Below are 18411 nucleotides of genomic sequence, written 5' to 3'. Positions count from 1 at the left end.
GTAAAACAATTTAAATTTAATCACCTAAATAGATTATAATTCAATAACATCATATGAAATTCACCTCCCTGCAAAATACCCTCATTTAACTGCAAAGTTTTAGTAATCACTCCTTTTTTGAGTAATATTTCAGGAAAAATAAAGTCGAATGCTCTGGAACTACATCAAAGTTTTTAAAAGAAATTTCTTTAAATACAGCTATATCTCTTTCGTAAATGTATTTGGCTTGGCAACAGGCATTGCCACTAGCTTATTGGTTTTTATGTATGTTACGCATGAATACCAATACGATAGTTTTCATGAAAAAGCAGACAAAATCTATAAATTAGAATTAGAGATAAATTTGGGTGAAGCTACTGGTATGATCCCCGTATTCTCCGCTGGGTTTGGTCCATTATTTAAAACGAGTATTCCAGAAGTAAGTGATTATGTGCGAATTGGTCAAAACGGTACAAATACAATTACTTTCGATAACAATACTTTCTTTAATGAAGAGAATTTCATTTTTACTGATCCAGCATTTTTAGATGTTTTTAATTTCAATCTTAAAGCAGGTGATGGTATTTCTGCACTCACTAAACCCAATACTGTTTTAATTACAGAGAAAGCAGCTCAAAAATATTTTAGAGATAAAAACCCAATAGGAGAAATAGTCTATCTCGATTCCCAATATCCGTTTGAAATCACAGGTATTTTAGAAAACCCTCCTACCAACTCTACTATCCAATTTAATTTTATTGCTCCGCTAAGCAGCTACAATTATATGGATGAGAATAAGCGGAATATCATTAATCAAGAAATTGAAGACTATGGGATGCTTTATACATACCTCTATATCCCAGAAAATGAAAACTTAGCTAAAGTTGAAACCCACATACATGATGTATTAGCAAAGTATAATTTTGATGTTGAAAATAAACAAATCAAATTCCATCCTTTAAAATCGATCTTTTTTAAAGATAACCAGGCAAGTAAAAAATACATTCTCGCTTTTCTGTGCACTGGGTTTGTAATCCTTTTACTGGCAATAACTAACTACACTAACCTAGTAACTTCTCAAGCAACACTGAGAGCTAAAGAAACTGGTATAAGAAAAGTGATTGGCGCTAAGCGGTTTACACTATTTTTTCAGTTTTTGTTTGAGGCTGTCACAATGAATTTTCTTGCATTCGCTGTTGGAATTATTCTTTTACATCTCTCACTTTCAGTATTTATTAATGTACTCGACTTGCCATTTAACAGCGACTATATTTACAATAGCGATTTTATACTGGTACTATGTATAGCATTTAGTGTATGTTTGATATCAGGGAGTATATATCCAGCTTTTATCCTTTCAAAATTCAATAGCATTAACCTTATTAAAAGTGGCATTGGAAAGCAAGCTAGCGGAGTAGCAGTCAGGAAATTTTTAACTCTATTTCAGTTTATAGCTTCTATTGTGCTCATATGTTTTAGTCTTGTTATACAGTATCAGGTAAATTATCTACACGAACAAAATACCGGACTCACTAAAGACCAAGTTTTGGTACTCAATATCCATAGTGAAATAGGAAAAAGTTATCAAACTTTAAAACATGAGATATCTAATCTAAATGGAGTTTTATCTACTTCAACTTCGAGGACTCCCATTTATAAAAGTAATGGAGGTTTAATGTTTGTACAATCGCCTTATAATTCTGAAATGTTGGGGCTCAATTCTTTAATTACAGATGAAAACTTTTTTAATACATTAGATATAAATTGGATTAGTAAACCAACACTTCCACTCCAACACAACAATGTGATAATCAATGAAAGGGCATTTGAAATGCTTGGTGCAAATAAGACCGATATAGGAGGTAATTTTGCAATACTGGGCGAATCAGCTATGCTAACAGGAATAGTTAAGGATTTTAATTTTATGAAATTAGATTCAGAAATTTCTCCTTTAGTCATACATATCCAAAATGATACATCTCAGTATTTGATAAAAAATGGCGCTTATACTTATTTAAGAATAGCCAAAGATGCTAAAGTTTCAGATGTTATTTCAGAGGCAAAAAACATCATTAAAACCTTTATTCCATCCCATCCATTTGAGTATTATTTTTTAGATGATGCTTACGATAAACTCTATAAAAGAGAAGAACAAACTGCCAGCATATTTCAACTCTTTACAATAGTTGCTATAGTAATTGCTGCATTAGGTTTATTTGGGTTAGCTTCATTTGCCATAAATAAACGCACCAAAGAAATTGGTATAAGAAAAGTGGTTGGTGCTTCTTTGGTAAGCATCTTCTATTTACTTTCTAAAGAATATTTTAAAATGATCTTTATCGCATTTGTTATTGCGGTTCCAATAGCTAATTATTTTATCTCCGAATGGCTAAATGAATTTGCTTATAAAATTGCATTACACTGGTGGCTATATGCCTTGCCTGGCTTATTAATTACGGGTATAGCTTTATTGGCAATTGGAGGTAGAATTATAAAAGCTGCAATTGTAAACCCAGTAGAAACTTTAAAGGATGAATAGAAATTCACTTCCCTGCAAAATGCCAGCAGTTAGCTGCAAAGTTTTAGGTTTTACCACCTTTTCTTGAGAAATTTCAGGTTAGTAAAATCAATCATAATATGCTCTGGAACTACATAAAAATTATCAGAAGAAACTTCGTTAAAAACGGGTTCATTTCTTTTATCAATGTTTTTGGTTTGGCCATCGGTATTGCTGCCAGCTTATTGGTGTTTATGCATGTAACACACGAATACAGTTTCGACAGTTTTCATACCAACAGGCAAGATATTTATCAGGTAAAAGGCAAAATGAATTATGGCGGTACTGATATTTATCTGAGTGCGCTTTCGCCAGCTTTTGGTCCAATCATGAAAAATGAAATTCCAGAAGTAAAAGGTTTTGTCCGCTATTTCTATGATGATAAAAGCACCATAAGCACAGAGAATGATGAGATTTACTTTGAAAACAGATTTAAATTTACCGACCCTGAAATACTTAGTATTTTTAGTTTTAAACTAAAATATGGAGATACTAAAACAGCGCTAAGCAGACCAAATACCATTGTACTTACCGAGAGCACAGCTAAAAAATACTTTGGAGATAAAAATCCGCTTGGCAAAACACTCTACTATAACTCAGAGTATGCATTCGAAGTAACTGGTGTGTTGGAGAACTTGCCTTCGAATTCTTCTATGAAATTCGATTTACTTGCTCCTATTAGCAGTTTCCCATCACTTGACAAGAATAAGCAAAACCTATTTGAAGATAATTTACCAAGACTAGGTGCATTTCAAACATACCTGTACATACCAGAACTAGAAGATATAGATGCTTTTAATGAAGCCATGGCAAAAGTAATTACCGATAAAAAAGCATTTGATGATGATAGTAAATTCTTTTTAAGTCCATTCGATGGAATGTATATTAAAGACAACCCAGCAACATCTAAATACCTTGTGGCTTTTCTATGCACTGGCATTGTAATATTATTATTGGCCATAATGAATTATACCAATCTAGTAACTGCACAGGCTACAACCCGATCTAAAGAAACAGGCATAAGAAAAGTTATTGGCGCAAAAAGAAGCACTCTCATATTTCAGTTTTTATTTGAGTCTGCGGTAATCAATACCTTCGCATTTGCCTTGGGATTTTTGTTATTACACCTCACAATTGCAGGTTTTATAAGTGGTCTCGATCTAGAATTCGATAGTTCTTTCGCTTTTAGCAGCCAGTTTTTAACCGTTATTGCTTCCTTATTCATCCTTTGTTTAGTTTTAGGCAGCATTTATCCGGCAATTGTACTTTCAAAATTTAATACAATTAGCATCCTTAAAGGTGGAAAAGGAAAGAAAGCGACTGGCACTGTTGTAAGAAAATACATGACGGTTTTCCAATTTGCGGCATCAACTGTACTCATTTGCTTTAGTCTCATCATTCAGTATCAAGTAAATTACTTAAAAGAGCAAAATACCGGACTCTCCAAAGATCAATTACTGGTAGTAAATATTCATAAAGATGCTGGAAAGAAATACCCTAGTTTAAAACATACTATTTCTGAGCTCAATGGCATTAACTCTGTGGCTACTGCAACCAATACCATTTACAAAGATGGCACATGGGTAGCTTTTACCAACTCACCAGTTACTGACGAAGAAGTACAAATTCATGGTATGTCGGCTGATGAAAACTTCTTTTCGACCCTCGAAATAGAATGGGCAATTCCCCCCTTTCAGGAGATTAGGGATGGCGATGTGGTTTTGAACGAGAAAGCGATGGAAGTAATGCAAATACCAGATACACTTATGGGATCCAATCTATCTTTAATGGGAGAAGAAAATAGGTTGATAGGTGTGGTGAAAGATTTCAATTATGCTTCTATGCAGTACGATATTAATCCTTTGTCTATCATTGTCGCAAAAGATACTTCGTCTGGATTCTTTCACAGAGGACCAAAGATGTATTTGAAAATTGATAAACAAGCCAATGTTTCAGACATGCTTACTCAAGTAGAAACCACTTATAAAGAGTTTATTCCAGACTATCCCTTTGAATACAATTTCTTAGACGAAGCCTTTAACAATTTATACAAAGACGAGGTGCAAACTGCCAGAATGTTCCAATTTTTTACGGTGGTCGCCATTGTAATTGCTGCGCTTGGTTTGCTCGGTTTGGCTTCATTCGCCGCTAACAGAAGAACCAAAGAAATTGGTATTAGAAAGGTAGTTGGCGCATCTGTATTCAATATCTTCTATCTACTTTCTAAAGAATATTTCAAACTCATTCTTATCTCTTTTGTAATCGCTATTCCTGTTGCCAACTACTTTATTACCGAATGGCTTAGTGGTTTTGCCTATCGCATAGAAGTAAAATGGTGGTTGTATTCTTTGCCTACTCTGTTAATTTTAACAATTGCATTGTTTGCTATGGGTAGCAGAATTATTAAAGCGGCTACTGTTAATCCGGTTGATAGTTTAAGGGATGAATAAAAACATAAACTTTAACTGATCTATTAAATGATTTGGAATTACCTCAAAATCATCAAGAGAAATTTATTTAAAAATAGCTTCATCTCATTCATCAATATTTTTGGTTTAGCTATCGGAATTGCTGCCAGCTTGTTGGTTTTTATGCATGTTACGCATGAGTTTAGTTACGATGGTTTTCATAAAAATATAGATCATATTTATGTATTAAAAGGAGACATGAACTATGGTGGTTCTACAATGCAAGCAAATGCAATGTCGGCAGCATTTGGCACAGCGTTAAAGAATGATATTCCAGAGGTAAAAGAGGTAGTTCGTTATTTTTATCCTGAAAAATATACAGTTAAGACCGAAAAAGGAGAGATCTATTACGAAAAGAATTTTCGATTTACAGACCCACAAATACTAGAGCTTTTTAGTTTTAAACTGAAGTATGGAGATAAAAAAACTGCTTTAAGTAGACCGAATTCAGTTATTCTCACAGAGGCAACAGCTCAAAAATATTTCGCAGATAAAAACCCTATTGGCGAAATTCTCTACCTAAATAAAGACTTTGCTTTCGAAGTAACTGGTGTAATCGAAAACGTACCGAGCAACTCTTCTATCAATTTTGATTTTCTTGCATCACTCAGCAGTTTTTCAAATTTAGGTGAAGATAAAAGGCAATTAATCGATAACGAACTCATTGGGCTGGGTTCTTTCCAAACCTTTCTTTACATACCTGAACTTAAAAATGTAGAATTTATTAATGAAGCAATCGCAGGTATGATTGCTCATAGAGATTTGAAACTGGATGATTTAACCTTTTATATTAAACCATTCAAAAATCTTTATTTAAACGAAAGACCTACCGCAACAAAATACCTAATTGCATTTCTTTGTACCGGACTCGTGATTTTATTATTGGCAATAATGAATTACACCAATTTGGTAACAGCTCAAGCAACAACTCGCTCTAAAGAAACTGGTATAAGGAAAGTAATTGGTGCCAGAAGAAGCACACTCATCTTTCAATTCTTGTTTGAATCTGTAGTGACCAATACCATTTCTTTTATTATTGGCTTACTGCTATTACACTTTACACTTACTGGATTAATTAGCAATCTCAACTTAAAATTTGACAGTTCTTTTGCATTTAATCCGCAATTTCTAATTGTAATCGCTGCTTTGTTTTTACTCTGTTTGTTGTTGGGTAGCATTTATCCGGCGATTGTGCTATCTAAGTTTAACACCATAAATATTCTAAAAGGAGAAAATACAAAAAGAGCTACAGGAAATACGATTAGAAAATACATGACTGTTTTTCAATTTGCAGCATCCACAGTGCTTATCTGTTTCAGTCTGATTATTCAATTTCAGGTTGATTTCTTAAAAGAACAGAATACTGGACTTAGCAAAGATCAAATCCTTGTTGTCGATCTTCATCCAGAAATTGGCAATAAATATCAAACTTTAAAAAATGCTGTGAGCAAACTCAATGGCATAAATTCAGTAGGTACAGCTACTGAAACTTTATATAAAGAAGACCCTTGGATTATTTACTCACACTCTCCAATTTCAAATAAAGAGATACAAGTTAACTTCATTCAAGTTGATGAAGACTTTTTCTCTACTTTAGATATGGAATGGGCAATTCCACCAAATCAGGAATTACATCAGGCCGATGTTGTAGTAAATGAAAACACAATGGAAAGCATGCAAATTCCAGATTCTCTAATCAATTCGAACTTTACTTTTTTAAGTAAAAAAAATCGATTATCTGGTGTATTGAAAGATTTTAATTATGCCTCTTTGCAGTATAATATTAAACCTTTAGCGCTTATTATCACCAAAGATATATCTGCTAGTTTGCTAAAGAATGGTCCGAAGATGTATTTGAAAATTGATAAACAAGCTAAGATTTCTGATGTGCTTGCTCAAGTTGAAACCACTTGCAAAGAATTTGTGCCTGACTATCCATTTGAATATAATTTCTTAGACGAAGCCTTCAACAACTTATACAAAGACGAGGTGCAAACTGCCAGAATGTTCCAGTTTTTTACTGTGATTGCCATTGTAATTGCTGCGCTAGGTTTGCTTGGTTTGGCTTCGTTTGCTGCTAACAGAAGAACCAAAGAAATTGGTATAAGAAAAGTAGTTGGTGCATCCGTATTCAATATTTTCTATCTGCTTTCTAAAGAATATTTCAAACTCATTCTTATCTCTTTTGTAATCGCGATTCCCATTGCCAATTACTTTATTACCGAGTGGCTCAGTGGTTTTGCCTATCGCATCGAAGTAAAATGGTGGTTGTATACTTTGCCAACTCTGTTAATCTTAACGATCGCATTGTTTGCTATGGGTGGCAGAATTATTAAAGCGGCTACTGTTAATCCGGTTGATAGTTTGAGGGATGAGTAATTCGCTTTCCTGCAAAATGTGAACACCTGACTGCAAAAATTAGGTGGTCTCATGAATATGGATGAAATTCGGAAAAAATCAATCACAATGTTCTGGAACTACCTAAAGATAATCAAGAGAAATTTTATCAAAAATGGCTTTCTATCATTCATCAATGTAATAGGCTTAGCCATTGGTATTGCTGCGAGTTTACTGGTTTTTATGCATGTAACTCATGAATACAGTTACGATGGTTTTCATGGTAAAGTGAAGGATATCTACTTAGTAAAGGAAGAAATTGACTTTGGTAAAAGAAAGATTAATATCACCGGTTCTACTGCCGGATTTGGATCTATTATGCAAGAAAGTATCCCCGAAATTAAAGATTTTGTACGGGTTACTTTTGATCAAAAAGCTACCGTAAGCACTACTGAAAAGGAAAAATACTATGAATCTCAATTCTACTTTGTAGATGCTAACTTTCTCGATTTATTCAATTTTAAATTAAAAGTTGGCGATAAAGAAACTGCTCTAAATCAACCAAATACAGTATTAATTACTGAAAATACTGCGCTTAAATACTTTGGTGAAAAGAATCCGATAGGTAAAATGCTTTACTACAAATCGGAGTATGCATTTGAAGTAGTTGGCATATTGGAAAACCCGCCAAGTAACTCTAGTATTCAATTTGACTTTCTGGCTCCTTTAAGCAGTTATTACACTATGGGCTCTGAGCAAGAAACCATTATGAATGAAAATTTTGCTGCTGATGGCCCGATTCAAACATATCTCTACATACCAGAAAAAAGGAATTTAGCATTTTGGGAGAAAGAAATAAATGGCATAGTAAAAAAAGAAGAATATGATATTGAATATGTTCGCTTCTATTTAAATCCTTTAGATGCTATACATTTAATAGAAAACCCAAGCCAAAAAACTTATCTCATTGCATTTCTCTGTACCGGTATTGTAATTCTGTTGCTCGCAATTATGAACTATACCAACATGGTGACTGCACAGGCAACTACCCGATCTAAAGAAACTGGCATTCGCAAAGTAATTGGTGCCAAGCGAAGTACTTTAATTATTCAGTTTTTGTTTGAATCGGCCGTTACAAATACACTTGCATTCCTACTGGGAATACTGTTGCTCTATCTTTCACTCAATGGTTTTATCAATAGTCTTGAACTAGATTTTAACAGTGCGTTTGCCTTCGGTACTAATTTTATTATTGTAATCGCTTCGCTTTACATTTTATGCATCTTGTTGGGTAGTATCTATCCGGCAATTGTACTATCGAAATTTAATACCATCAATATCCTAAAAGGAGGCAAAGGCAGAAGGAATTCTGGTGCTGTTGTTAGAAAATATATGACTGTTTTTCAATTTACAGCTTCTACCATTCTCATTTGCTTTAGTCTGGTTATTCAAAATCAGGTAAGCTTTATGCGAGCCCAAAATACCGGACTCACAAAAGATCAGGTCTTGGTTTTAAACATCCATTCAGACATTGGAAATAAATATGCTGCACTTAAAAATACGATCAGCAACCAGATCGGAATTTTAGCTGCCACAACTTCTACCAAAGCCATTTACAAACCTGCTTTTAGAGGGAATCTAATTCGTTTTTCTAAATCGCCAGTTACGGGAGAAGAGGTGCTAATTAATATGTTTAATGTGGATGAGAAATTCTTTGAGACATTGGATATTGATTGGAAAACTGCTCCTTTTCAAGATTTAGTAAACAATGACGTAATATTGAATGACGCAGCCATGCAAGCGCTTGATCTATCTGATTCACTTATTGGTAGTAGCTTACAAAGTATCGGCATTAATGAAAGGTTGGTGGGAGTAGTTTCAGATTTTAATTATAAATCGATGCAAACTTCTATAGAACCTTTGGCCATTACAGTGAAAAATGATACAGCTACTACCTTAGTTCGTGGTGGAGCTAGCATGTTTGTTAAAATACATAAAGAAAGCAATGTTCAAGTGGTACTGGCAAATCTGGAAGAAGTACATAATAGCTTTTTACCTACGCAACCTTTTAATTATTACTTCTTAGACGAGGCTTTTAATAATTTGTATAATGATGAATTACGCACTGCTAGAATGTTTCAATTCTTCACTTTTATAGCCAATGTAATTGCTGCACTCGGTTTACTTGGTTTGGCTTCGTTTGCAGCTAATAGAAGAACCAAAGAGATTGGTATTAGAAAGGTAGTTGGTGCTTCGGTTTTAAATATTTTCTATCTGCTTGCTAAAGAATACTTGCAACTCATATTGATTGCATTTGTAATCGCTATCCCTGTAGCGAATTATTTTATTAGTGAGTGGCTTACTGGTTTTGCTTATCGCATCGAGGTAAAATGGTGGTTTTATAGTATACCTGCATTGCTCATTTTGCTAATTGCTTTGTTTGCCATGGGAGGTAGAATAATAAAAGCAGCCACCGTAAATCCGGTAGATACTTTGAGAAATGAATAAAAAAAGGGGGCAGAATTATCTGCTCCCCTACAGCTGGTTGGTTTATAATTTAATATGAAATTTACTTAATTGGTGAGAGGGTAAATCCATAGCTATAAATGCCTGGATAAATCATGTACTTATCATGTGGATAAGCACCCCAACTGTCGTCTCCACCTACACCTCTTTGTTTGTAATCGATATGCCACTCAACAAAATCTTGTTTTTTAACATCAGTTGTATGAGTTTGACCTTTCGTATCTCCACTGTCGAAGCTTTCTTGGCTGTAAGGCATTGCACTCACTCCCAACTCATCACCGATAACTTTTAATCCTTTACCAGAATCATTAGTTAAAGATGCCCATCTGATACCGGTTTTGTTTCCGTTTTCTTGTGGGCGAATGTATGGGAAATACTGATCTTCTGCTTTTGATGAATAAACACCTACTAAAGAAGCCGTATGTCTGTCAACATAGTTTTCGTATGGACCTCTACCGTAATATTCGAAGTTGTTGAACTCAGAAGAAAGTCTAGTTCTAAAACCTATTCTTGGAATTTCTGGCAATTGCGTTCTTCTTTTCATCAACTTAAACCAACTGTCTACACTCAAAGTACCATCTGCATAGAAAGTATATTTAATGTTTGCTGGTGAGTACAATTCCATAATATCAAAAACAACTTCTACCTCAATTTTACCCGGTACTGGTTGGCTAGTATTGATATAGTTCACTTTAAAGTTTTTCTCCATATCTTTCCAGATTTTGCAACGCGTACCCATGTTATTTCCATAGTCGTTGTCTGTTGGAGCACGCCAGAAGTTTGGTTGCAATGGCATTTCCATCATTTCTTTTCCACCTAACTTGTAACTACTTACCCATCCGGTAGTTTTGTCTACAGCAATGGTAAATCCACCACCTGATACTGTAATAGCATTATCAGTTTCTGCAAGATCAAGGTTACCATTTGTGCTATAAGTAACTGGAGCTTCATTGTAAACTGGCAACTTAAACTGCTCATAAGCCACTGTATGACCTGCCGGTACATAACCTTTAGCCGCTTTAGAAACAGCATAAATATTTACAAAGTACTCAGTGTTTGCTTTCGCTTTGATTGATGGTAATTTTAAATCGATGGTTTGAGAAGCACCCGGCTCAATTTTTAGGTTGAAGTTGCTTCCTTTTTTGTAAACCTTACCGTTTGCCTCTATCACCCAATAGAAAGCTAAGTTTGATAGATCGTCAAAAGCGTAATGGTTAATTACTTGTACTTTTCCATTTGCCAAATCAGCTTCTTTAAAGTAAACTGGTTGGTAAACTTTCTTTACTTCGTATAATGATGGATGCGGAGTTCTATCTGGATTAATTACTCCATTGTTACAGAAGTTGCCATCAGACAATACATCTGCCGGACCATAATCTCCACCATAAGCATAGAATTTTTCCCCTGCTGCATTTTCCTTCTCGTAAGATTGATCTACCCAGTCCCAAATAAAACCACCTTGAAGGTTATCGTATTGGTAGATTAAATCCCAGTAGTCTTGGAAGTTACCCAAACTGTTACCCATTGCGTGCGCATACTCACACTGAATAAGCGGTCTGTCTGAATAGTTTTTTGCATATCTTTCCATACCCTCCATGCTATAATACATCGGCACAAAAATATCTGTGTTCCACTCAAGAATTGCTCTTTCGTATTGTGTAGGTCTTGAAGAGTCAATAGACTTCATATAATTATAAGTCTCGTAAGTATTATATCCGTTACCAGACTCATTACCTAAAGACCATATAATTACACTTGGAAAGTTTTTATCGCGCTCATAAAGTCTTACCGTTCTATCCATAAAGGCAGTATGCCAAACAGGATTGTTCGCCAACGCTTTATCCAAATCGTAACCCATACCATGCGTTTCGATATTTGCTTCATCTACTAGATAGATTCCGTACTCGTCGCATAGCTCATACCATACTGGGTCTTGCGGATAGTGAGAAGTTCTAACTGCATTTACGTTGTTTTGCTTCATCAAAGTAAGGTCTTTGATGCGTGTTTCAAGATCAACTACGTGGCCAGTAATTGGATGTGTTTCGTGAAGGTCTACTCCTCTTACAGTTACAGGTACACCATTTACTTTTAGCATACCATCGCTAATCTGAATATTTCTGAAACCTACTCTTTGGAAGATCGCTTGAGTTACTTTATCGCCATCTTTTAACTCTATTTCTAAATCGTATAGATTTGGGAACTCAGCACTCCACTTTCTCACATCTTGAATCTCAGAAGTAAAGCTTACTATTCCTGCCTCAGCAGTTTTTTCGTCTTCAAAAAGCACCTTGTCTCCATCGTATAACTTAATAGCTACCGATACATCTAAGTCTGCATTGTCGTGGCTTTTTAGGTCTAGATCTAAACCAAAAACACCATTTGTAAAAGCGCCATCTAGATCGCTTTTTACTGTATAATCTTCTATTCTCGCTTTTGGCGTAGCTACAAGAAATACATCTCTCTCGATACCACTCATTCTCCAAAAGTCTTGATCTTCCATGTAACTGGCTGTAGCAAATCTAATTACTTCCATAGCCAGTTGGTTGGTGCCTGTTTTGATATATTTTGTAATATCAAACTCTGCTACACCTTTGCTATCTTCGCTGTAACCAACTTTCTCTCCGTTTATCCACAGATAGAAAACTGTTTTTACACCACCAAAGTTGATAAACACTTGCTTGCCACTCCAATCTGAAGGAATCTCAAAAGTGTGTCTGTACAAACCTGTTGGGTTGTAATCTAAAGGCACATGTGGAGCAATAGCATCTTTAAAAGGATACTGAATGTTTACATAGATAGGATAATCGTAACCTTGCATTTGCCAATCTGATGGAACTGGAATTTTATCCCAAGATTGGTCGTTGAAGTCTGTTGTAAAAAAATCTTCTGTAACTTCGGTTGGTGATTTCTTAAACTGGAATTTCCAGTCGCCATTCAATAACTGATAATAGTCTGATTCTGAAGGATTTTTAGTTCTTGCAGTTTTTGCATCCTGATATGGGATAAACCACGCGTGTGGTTTTTCTTTGTTTACAGAAACAATGTCAGGTACCTGCCACTCTGGAATCTCCTGCGCAACTGCTTCACCCATTACAAAAAACAAAGCTAAAATAATTAGCTGTCTTAAATTGAGTTGTTTGTCCATTACTTGTTTTTTAATCTCTGATACATATTTCGATAGTAATCTTCACTTCAATAAGTGTAAAGTAAACACATTGTGGAAACTACCTCAATATTAATGGATAATTTTGTTGACAAAAGTGTAAAAGTCTTTGTTAAAACTGATTTTCATCAAAAGAGTAAGAGGGTCCACCGTTTGGTTTTCCCTCTTATCATCCTATTGGTTAAGCGTAGTTAGTCATTCACTTACTATGATAATAATACTTTGATTAGTTCACGTCCCACCAAACTTTGGTAGCGCCGTTATCCACACCATTTAAAAGCTGAACAGCATTGGTTACTTCAACAGCATTTGTATTGTACTCATTAGGTACAAATGGCAATCTACTCACCAATTCGTATCTGCTTATGTTACTGTTATCACTTTGTAAAAGCGGATATAATATCTGAATATCAGTTCTTCTTAAATCTGCCCATGCTTCCCAAGACTCTGGGAATAATGCCAAATATTTTTGAACTGCAATTTGAGTTCTTGCATTGGTATCGTCACCATTATCAAAAGCTACAGGAACTTGTACTGGAGGAGTTCTATCATCCGCATCATATTGTTCTACTAGGTAAGGCTCAACCGGATTGGTAGTACCAACAATGTATGTGCTTGTCTCATCTGAATCAACTTCCCACTCGTCCATAGAAGTAGCAATACCAGTCTCATATAATTCTTGCGCTGAACCAGACATGTTCCATCCGTTTAATGCGCCTTCTGCTCTGTTGAAATAAGTTTCAGCAGCAGTCATCACCAAAATATCAGTTGAGTTAGATAAATCGTATGCATAAGATGGTCCGATTTCAGATGTATCGTCATCATCCCAATCTCTTAAAGTTCCACCACCATTTGGCTGACCTCTGTATTCTCCATCTGATGAAGCTCCGCTGTAGAAAAGTCCAATTCTTGGGTCGTTGTAACCTCTTAAGATACTTTCCATTGAAGCACTCATTCTGAAACCCCAAGTAGCAATAATGTTTAAGTTATGTGGTGTATCGTCGCTTACTTCGTAAAAAGCACTTTCGCTGCTAGAAAGCATTACACCAGAAGCCACTGCTTCTTCTGCATAAACTTGTGCATTTGAAGGATCGATGTCAGAAATTCTTAATGCTAAACGAAGTTTTAAAGAGTTTGCAAATAACTTCCAGCTATCTACATTGCCATCGTAAATACGATCGTAACCAACTAATGGACCTACAGAACCACCTGCGTTTGCATCAAAAACTTCAATAGCATTATCTAATAAAGTAAAGAAATCTGCATAGATATCTTCTTGAGAATCGTAAGCTACAGTTTCTCCACCATTACCCGCATCAAAATAAGGAATTGGACCGAAATGGTCAGTCATTCTGTGGTAAATCTCCACTTTCCAAACGTCTAATACAGCATTGGTTAATTCGTTATCTTCTGCATCTTCAGCCGCTTCGTAAGCAGTGTTTAGTGCAGGAACTGCTAAAGTATAGAACCTTGTCCAAAGTCTGGCTCTCCAGCTATCGTTAAATGCATATCTTTCTGTTTGAAAACTAGTAGAAGTAGTTGACAAATATTGCACATAGGTAGTTGAGTGTAGGGTTGTTCCTAAACCGTAAGTACCTTGGTCATCGCTAATTCCGTTACCCCAACCTTGGTTAAGACCTCTGTAAATCACATTGGCAAAAGCAGGACCTACGAAAGATGCATCTAGAGATTCAGCAGTAATTTTAGACGGATCGGTATTGATTTCGTCGAAATCGCCAGTACAACTTCCCACCAACCCGATGATGAATATCAATTTGAATATTTTAATCATATTTTTCATGATGGATTATTTTTAATTTTTTTAGAAACCAAATTTTAAGCTCACTCCATAAGTTCTAGTTGGAGGCAGCGAGTAAGACTCAATACCTTGGAAGTTACTGATACCAGCAGCTTGCTCAGGATCAAAATATTTGGCTTTGTTCATAAAGAAGAAGAGGTTTCTACCTACAAGCGATAAGCTTGCACGAGCAAAAGGAGTTTTGTCTAGTAAGCTACTAGGGAAAGTATAACCTAATACAAACTCTCTTAATCTAATATTTGTAGCGTCAAGAATAAAGTCTTCTGCAGAGTTAGGGCTACTACCAGCAATCGCTGTCCAGTATTCTTCGGCAGTTACAGTAGTAGTGTTTGGAGTAGTAGAAACAATGTTTCCATCGTCGTCTCTTGTAGCAACTACACCGTCAACCACAAATCCATCGCGACCAGCCAATGTAGACTCAAGTGAACCAGTATAAGAAAGTACACTTCTAGTGAAAGAGAATACTTCGCCACCAATTCTAGCATCGATTAGGAAGCTCATTGAGAAGTTTTTGTAGTTAAATCTGTTTTGTAAACCTCCTGACCAGTCTGGGTTAAAGTTACCTGCTTTTACACTGTAGTCTGAAGTAGTTTCAGGCAATCCATTTTCGTTTATCAAGATGTTTCCTTCATCATCTCTTTCGTAACCTTTTACATAAAAATCACCATACTCTCCGCCTTTAGAGATAATTGCATTTACTGAACGACCACCTGAGTTTAACACTAGTCTTTCTGTATCTCCATTGATGCTTACTACTTTACTGTCGTAGCTAGAGAAGTTAGCTGTAATATCCCAACTAAAATCGGTGGTTTGAACTGGTGTAGCAGATAGTACTAATTCAACACCTGTGTTTTGAATCTCACCAGCATTGATGTACTGAGAAGAATATCCAGAAGACTCAGGAGTGGCAACAGGAAATACTTGATCTACTGTGTTAGACTTAAACCAAGTAAAATCTAAACCAAGGCGATTATCTAAGAATCTGATATCAGCACCAAACTCCGTTGAAGAAGTAATCTCAGGCTTTAAATCTTGGTTGAAAAGAATCTCATTTCTGAATACCATACCATCGTTTGCAGATGAATAAGTATAATAAGGGTTCAGTCTGTAAGGGTCTGTATCGTTACCTACTTGTGCATAAGAAACTCTTAGTTTAGCATAAGTTATAGCCTCTGGTAAAGAAGTAAACATATCTGAAACTACAGCAGAAAGACCAACTGATGGATAGAAGAATGAACGGTTATCTGCCGGTAAGGTAGAAGACCAGTCGTTTCTTCCTGTTACATCTAAGAATAAAATGTTTTTATATCCGATTTGAGCAAAACCATACAAAGAGTTGATTTTACGTTCGTAAGGGCTTTCTGTTGGTACAGGATTATCTGTATTTGAGATTGCAAAGAAATTACGTCTACTTAAAACTCCACCTGCTGTTAGTGAGTTTCTTTCTTGAGTTAAAGCATTACCACCAAAGTTTACATTTACAGAGAAATTATTAATGTCTTTGTCATAACTCAATAAGAAGCTAGAGTTCCACTCCATTACATCACGATAGTTTCTAGAGTAGTTACCCAAATCGCTTGTCCATGCTACGGTAGCATAAGATTTAGTTTCGCTCTTGTCTGTGTATTGATCGATACCAGATTTTAAATTAAGTTTTAATCCTTCGAAGAATTCATATGTGGCAGAAGCAAAACCGATTACTCTGTTTCTTGTAGTAGTAGTAGCATTGTGACGATATACTAACCAGAATGGGTTTGCAGAGTTAGCACCTACTGCATCACGGTTAATATAGTTGTACTGAAGATTTCCAGAAGCATCTATGTATTCGTAATCTTTATACTGAGAGTAAGGTAAGTTTCTCGGTAAAGTGTAAGCACCAAAAGTTGGAGAATCTTCACCAGAACGAACTGGGTTATCTATCGTTTGTTGGATAAAGTTAATCTTCGCATCCAACTGAAGTTTTTCACTTAACTTGCTAGTAACTCTCACATTCGCATTGTTTCTGTTTAGCTCATTACCAGGAACCACACCTTCTGCAATGGTATTGGTATAAGAGAAATAACCTTGGGCTACATTATTACCCATTGATGCAGAAACAGTATTTGCTAAGTTGTAACCTGTCTGGAAGAAATCGATAATATTATCTGGCTGTGCAGAATAAGAATAAGTAGCTGGGCCTTCGTAATCTGGGTTATGCTCTAACTGCCATGCTGCAACGCTGCTTCCGTCTAGTTCTGGACCCCAGTTACGAGTTTCGTTTACACTGTAAACCCCATTGCTACCTTGCCCATATTGGTTTTGAATATCTAGTAAAAGATAAGGAGAATTTAAAGTAAAGTTAGAAGCAAAATTGATAGATGTTCCTGTTTTACCTTTCCCTGATTTTGTGTTGATGATGATAACACCATTACTCGCACGAGTACCGTACAATGCCGCTGCTGAAGGACCTTTCAATACAGAGATTGAAGCGATGTCTTCTGGGTTGATGTTTGAAATACCATCTGATCCAGTAGTACCACCAGTTTCGTCACTTGGTGTACTACTGGTTGAGTTATCTATCGGCATACCATCAATTACATATAATGGTTGGTTGTTACCTAATAGCGATCTGTTACCTCTTAGTACAACTCTAGAAGAACTACCCACACCGTTTGATGCAGTTGACATATTTAAACCTGCCACTCTACCAGATAAAGAATTAACTACGTTAAGTGATCTTGCCTCAGAAAATTCTTTTACTTCTACAGTTTGTGCTGAGTAAGTAATAGCTTTTTTCTCACGCTCCAAACCAAAAGCTGTAATAACAACTTCTTGTAATTGTTCAGCATCTGTTTGCATTACTATATCAATAGTGCTTCTGCTATTTACTGGCACCTCTTGTTTGGTGTAACCGATATAGCTAAAAACCAATACAGCATCTTCTGCAACTTCAATAGAGAATTTACCATCAAAATCACTAGTGGTACCTTTGGTAGTTCCTTGCACTACAATACTCACACCCGGAAGTGGTGCATTGTCTTCGGCAGAGGTGATTGTTCCAGATACTTTTAACTGTACTGGATCAATAATTTCTTCTATATTATCTTCTGTTTGGGTACCTTCTTGATGATTTACATAGATTTTTTCATTAATTCTTTTAAATCTAAGACCTGCATCTTTAGATATTTCACGCAGTAGATTTGCCAAAGACTCATCTTTTGCTTCAATATCTAACTGCATACCTTCATTTATTCTCTGATGATTATAAGCAAACTTCAATTGAGTTTTTTCCTCAATCTCATGGAATGCCTTGCTCAGGCTTTTTCCTTTGAAATTTACTGTGAGTATAATTTCAGAAAGCTTTTCGTGCTGGGCTTTTCCGTCTGCAGCAGTAAGCAGCGAAAAGAACACGCACTGCAACAAGATACCCGCTATAGCTAACCTCGACATAATAATGATTTGTCTAAGTATTTTCGATTTCATAACTTTATAATCTTGGTTAAAAAAATATATTAATCAGGAGGACTCTCATTTCGCTGTGACCCGTTCCCCAACGTGCAGCAAATCGAGAGTTTTTTTTATT

7 protein-coding genes are annotated in these 18411 nt (G+C 35.7%); 4 read left to right on the top strand and 3 right to left on the bottom strand.

Annotated features, from left to right (window positions below; genetic code table 11):
* Positions 1 to 148 precede the first annotated feature (148 nt).
* From OQ292_RS26515 to OQ292_RS26500, 4 genes are all read left to right on the top strand, one after another.
* The gene (locus tag OQ292_RS26515; protein WP_284687326.1) at positions 149 to 2518 is read left to right on the top strand and encodes an ABC transporter permease; all 2370 of its coding nucleotides are present in this window, start codon (positions 149 to 151) and stop codon (positions 2516 to 2518) included.
* A 98-nt stretch (positions 2519 to 2616) separates the two neighbouring features.
* Positions 2617 to 4986, top strand: coding sequence for an ABC transporter permease (locus OQ292_RS26510; protein WP_284687325.1), 2370 nt, complete (start codon positions 2617 to 2619; stop codon positions 4984 to 4986).
* Between the two features lie 27 nt (positions 4987 to 5013).
* The gene (locus tag OQ292_RS26505; protein WP_284687324.1) at positions 5014 to 7383 is read left to right on the top strand and encodes an ABC transporter permease; all 2370 of its coding nucleotides are present in this window, start codon (positions 5014 to 5016) and stop codon (positions 7381 to 7383) included.
* A gap of 87 nt (positions 7384 to 7470) precedes the next feature.
* Entirely contained in the window at positions 7471 to 9849 is a 2379-nt protein-coding gene (locus tag OQ292_RS26500) for an ABC transporter permease (RefSeq protein ID WP_284687323.1), read from the top strand.
* 61 nt (positions 9850 to 9910) lie between these two features.
* Here the strand turns inward: OQ292_RS26500 and lacZ are convergent, their stop codons facing one another.
* From lacZ to OQ292_RS26485, 3 genes are all read right to left on the bottom strand, one after another.
* Positions 9911 to 13012, bottom strand: a complete 3102-nt coding sequence (lacZ, locus tag OQ292_RS26495; RefSeq protein WP_284687322.1) for a beta-galactosidase, LacZ type — start codon at positions 13010 to 13012, stop codon at positions 9911 to 9913.
* Positions 13013 to 13256: 244 nt separating this feature from the next.
* Positions 13257 to 14831: a SusD/RagB family nutrient-binding outer membrane lipoprotein gene (locus OQ292_RS26490; RefSeq protein ID WP_284687321.1), complete on the bottom strand. Its 1575-nt coding sequence runs from the start codon at positions 14829 to 14831 to the stop codon at positions 13257 to 13259.
* 21 nt (positions 14832 to 14852) lie between these two features.
* Complete coding sequence (locus OQ292_RS26485) at positions 14853 to 18311, bottom strand: SusC/RagA family TonB-linked outer membrane protein (protein ID WP_284687320.1); 3459 nt, start codon at positions 18309 to 18311, stop codon at positions 14853 to 14855.
* Positions 18312 to 18411: the final 100 nt, after the last annotated feature.

The sequence above is a fragment of the Chondrinema litorale genome, from assembly GCF_026250525.1.
GTDB classification, from domain to species: domain Bacteria; phylum Bacteroidota; class Bacteroidia; order Cytophagales; family Flammeovirgaceae; genus Chondrinema; species Chondrinema litorale.
The sequence above is the reverse complement of the archived record's forward strand: the minus strand, read 5'-3'. Positions and strand labels throughout refer to the sequence as shown.

Coding starts and splice junctions, on each gene's coding strand:
- OQ292_RS26505 (WP_284687324.1), top strand. CDS start 5,014: ATGATTTGGAATTACCTCAAAATCATCAAGAGAAATTTATTTAAAAAT.
- OQ292_RS26490 (WP_284687321.1), bottom strand. CDS start 14,831: ATGAAAAATATGATTAAAATATTCAAATTGATATTCATCATCGGGTTG.
- OQ292_RS26485 (WP_284687320.1), bottom strand. CDS start 18,311: ATGAAATCGAAAATACTTAGACAAATCATTATTATGTCGAGGTTAGCT.
- OQ292_RS26500 (WP_284687323.1), top strand. CDS start 7,471: ATGTTCTGGAACTACCTAAAGATAATCAAGAGAAATTTTATCAAAAAT.
- lacZ (WP_284687322.1), bottom strand. CDS start 13,012: ATGGACAAACAACTCAATTTAAGACAGCTAATTATTTTAGCTTTGTTT.
- OQ292_RS26510 (WP_284687325.1), top strand. CDS start 2,617: ATGCTCTGGAACTACATAAAAATTATCAGAAGAAACTTCGTTAAAAAC.
- OQ292_RS26515 (WP_284687326.1), top strand. CDS start 149: ATGCTCTGGAACTACATCAAAGTTTTTAAAAGAAATTTCTTTAAATAC.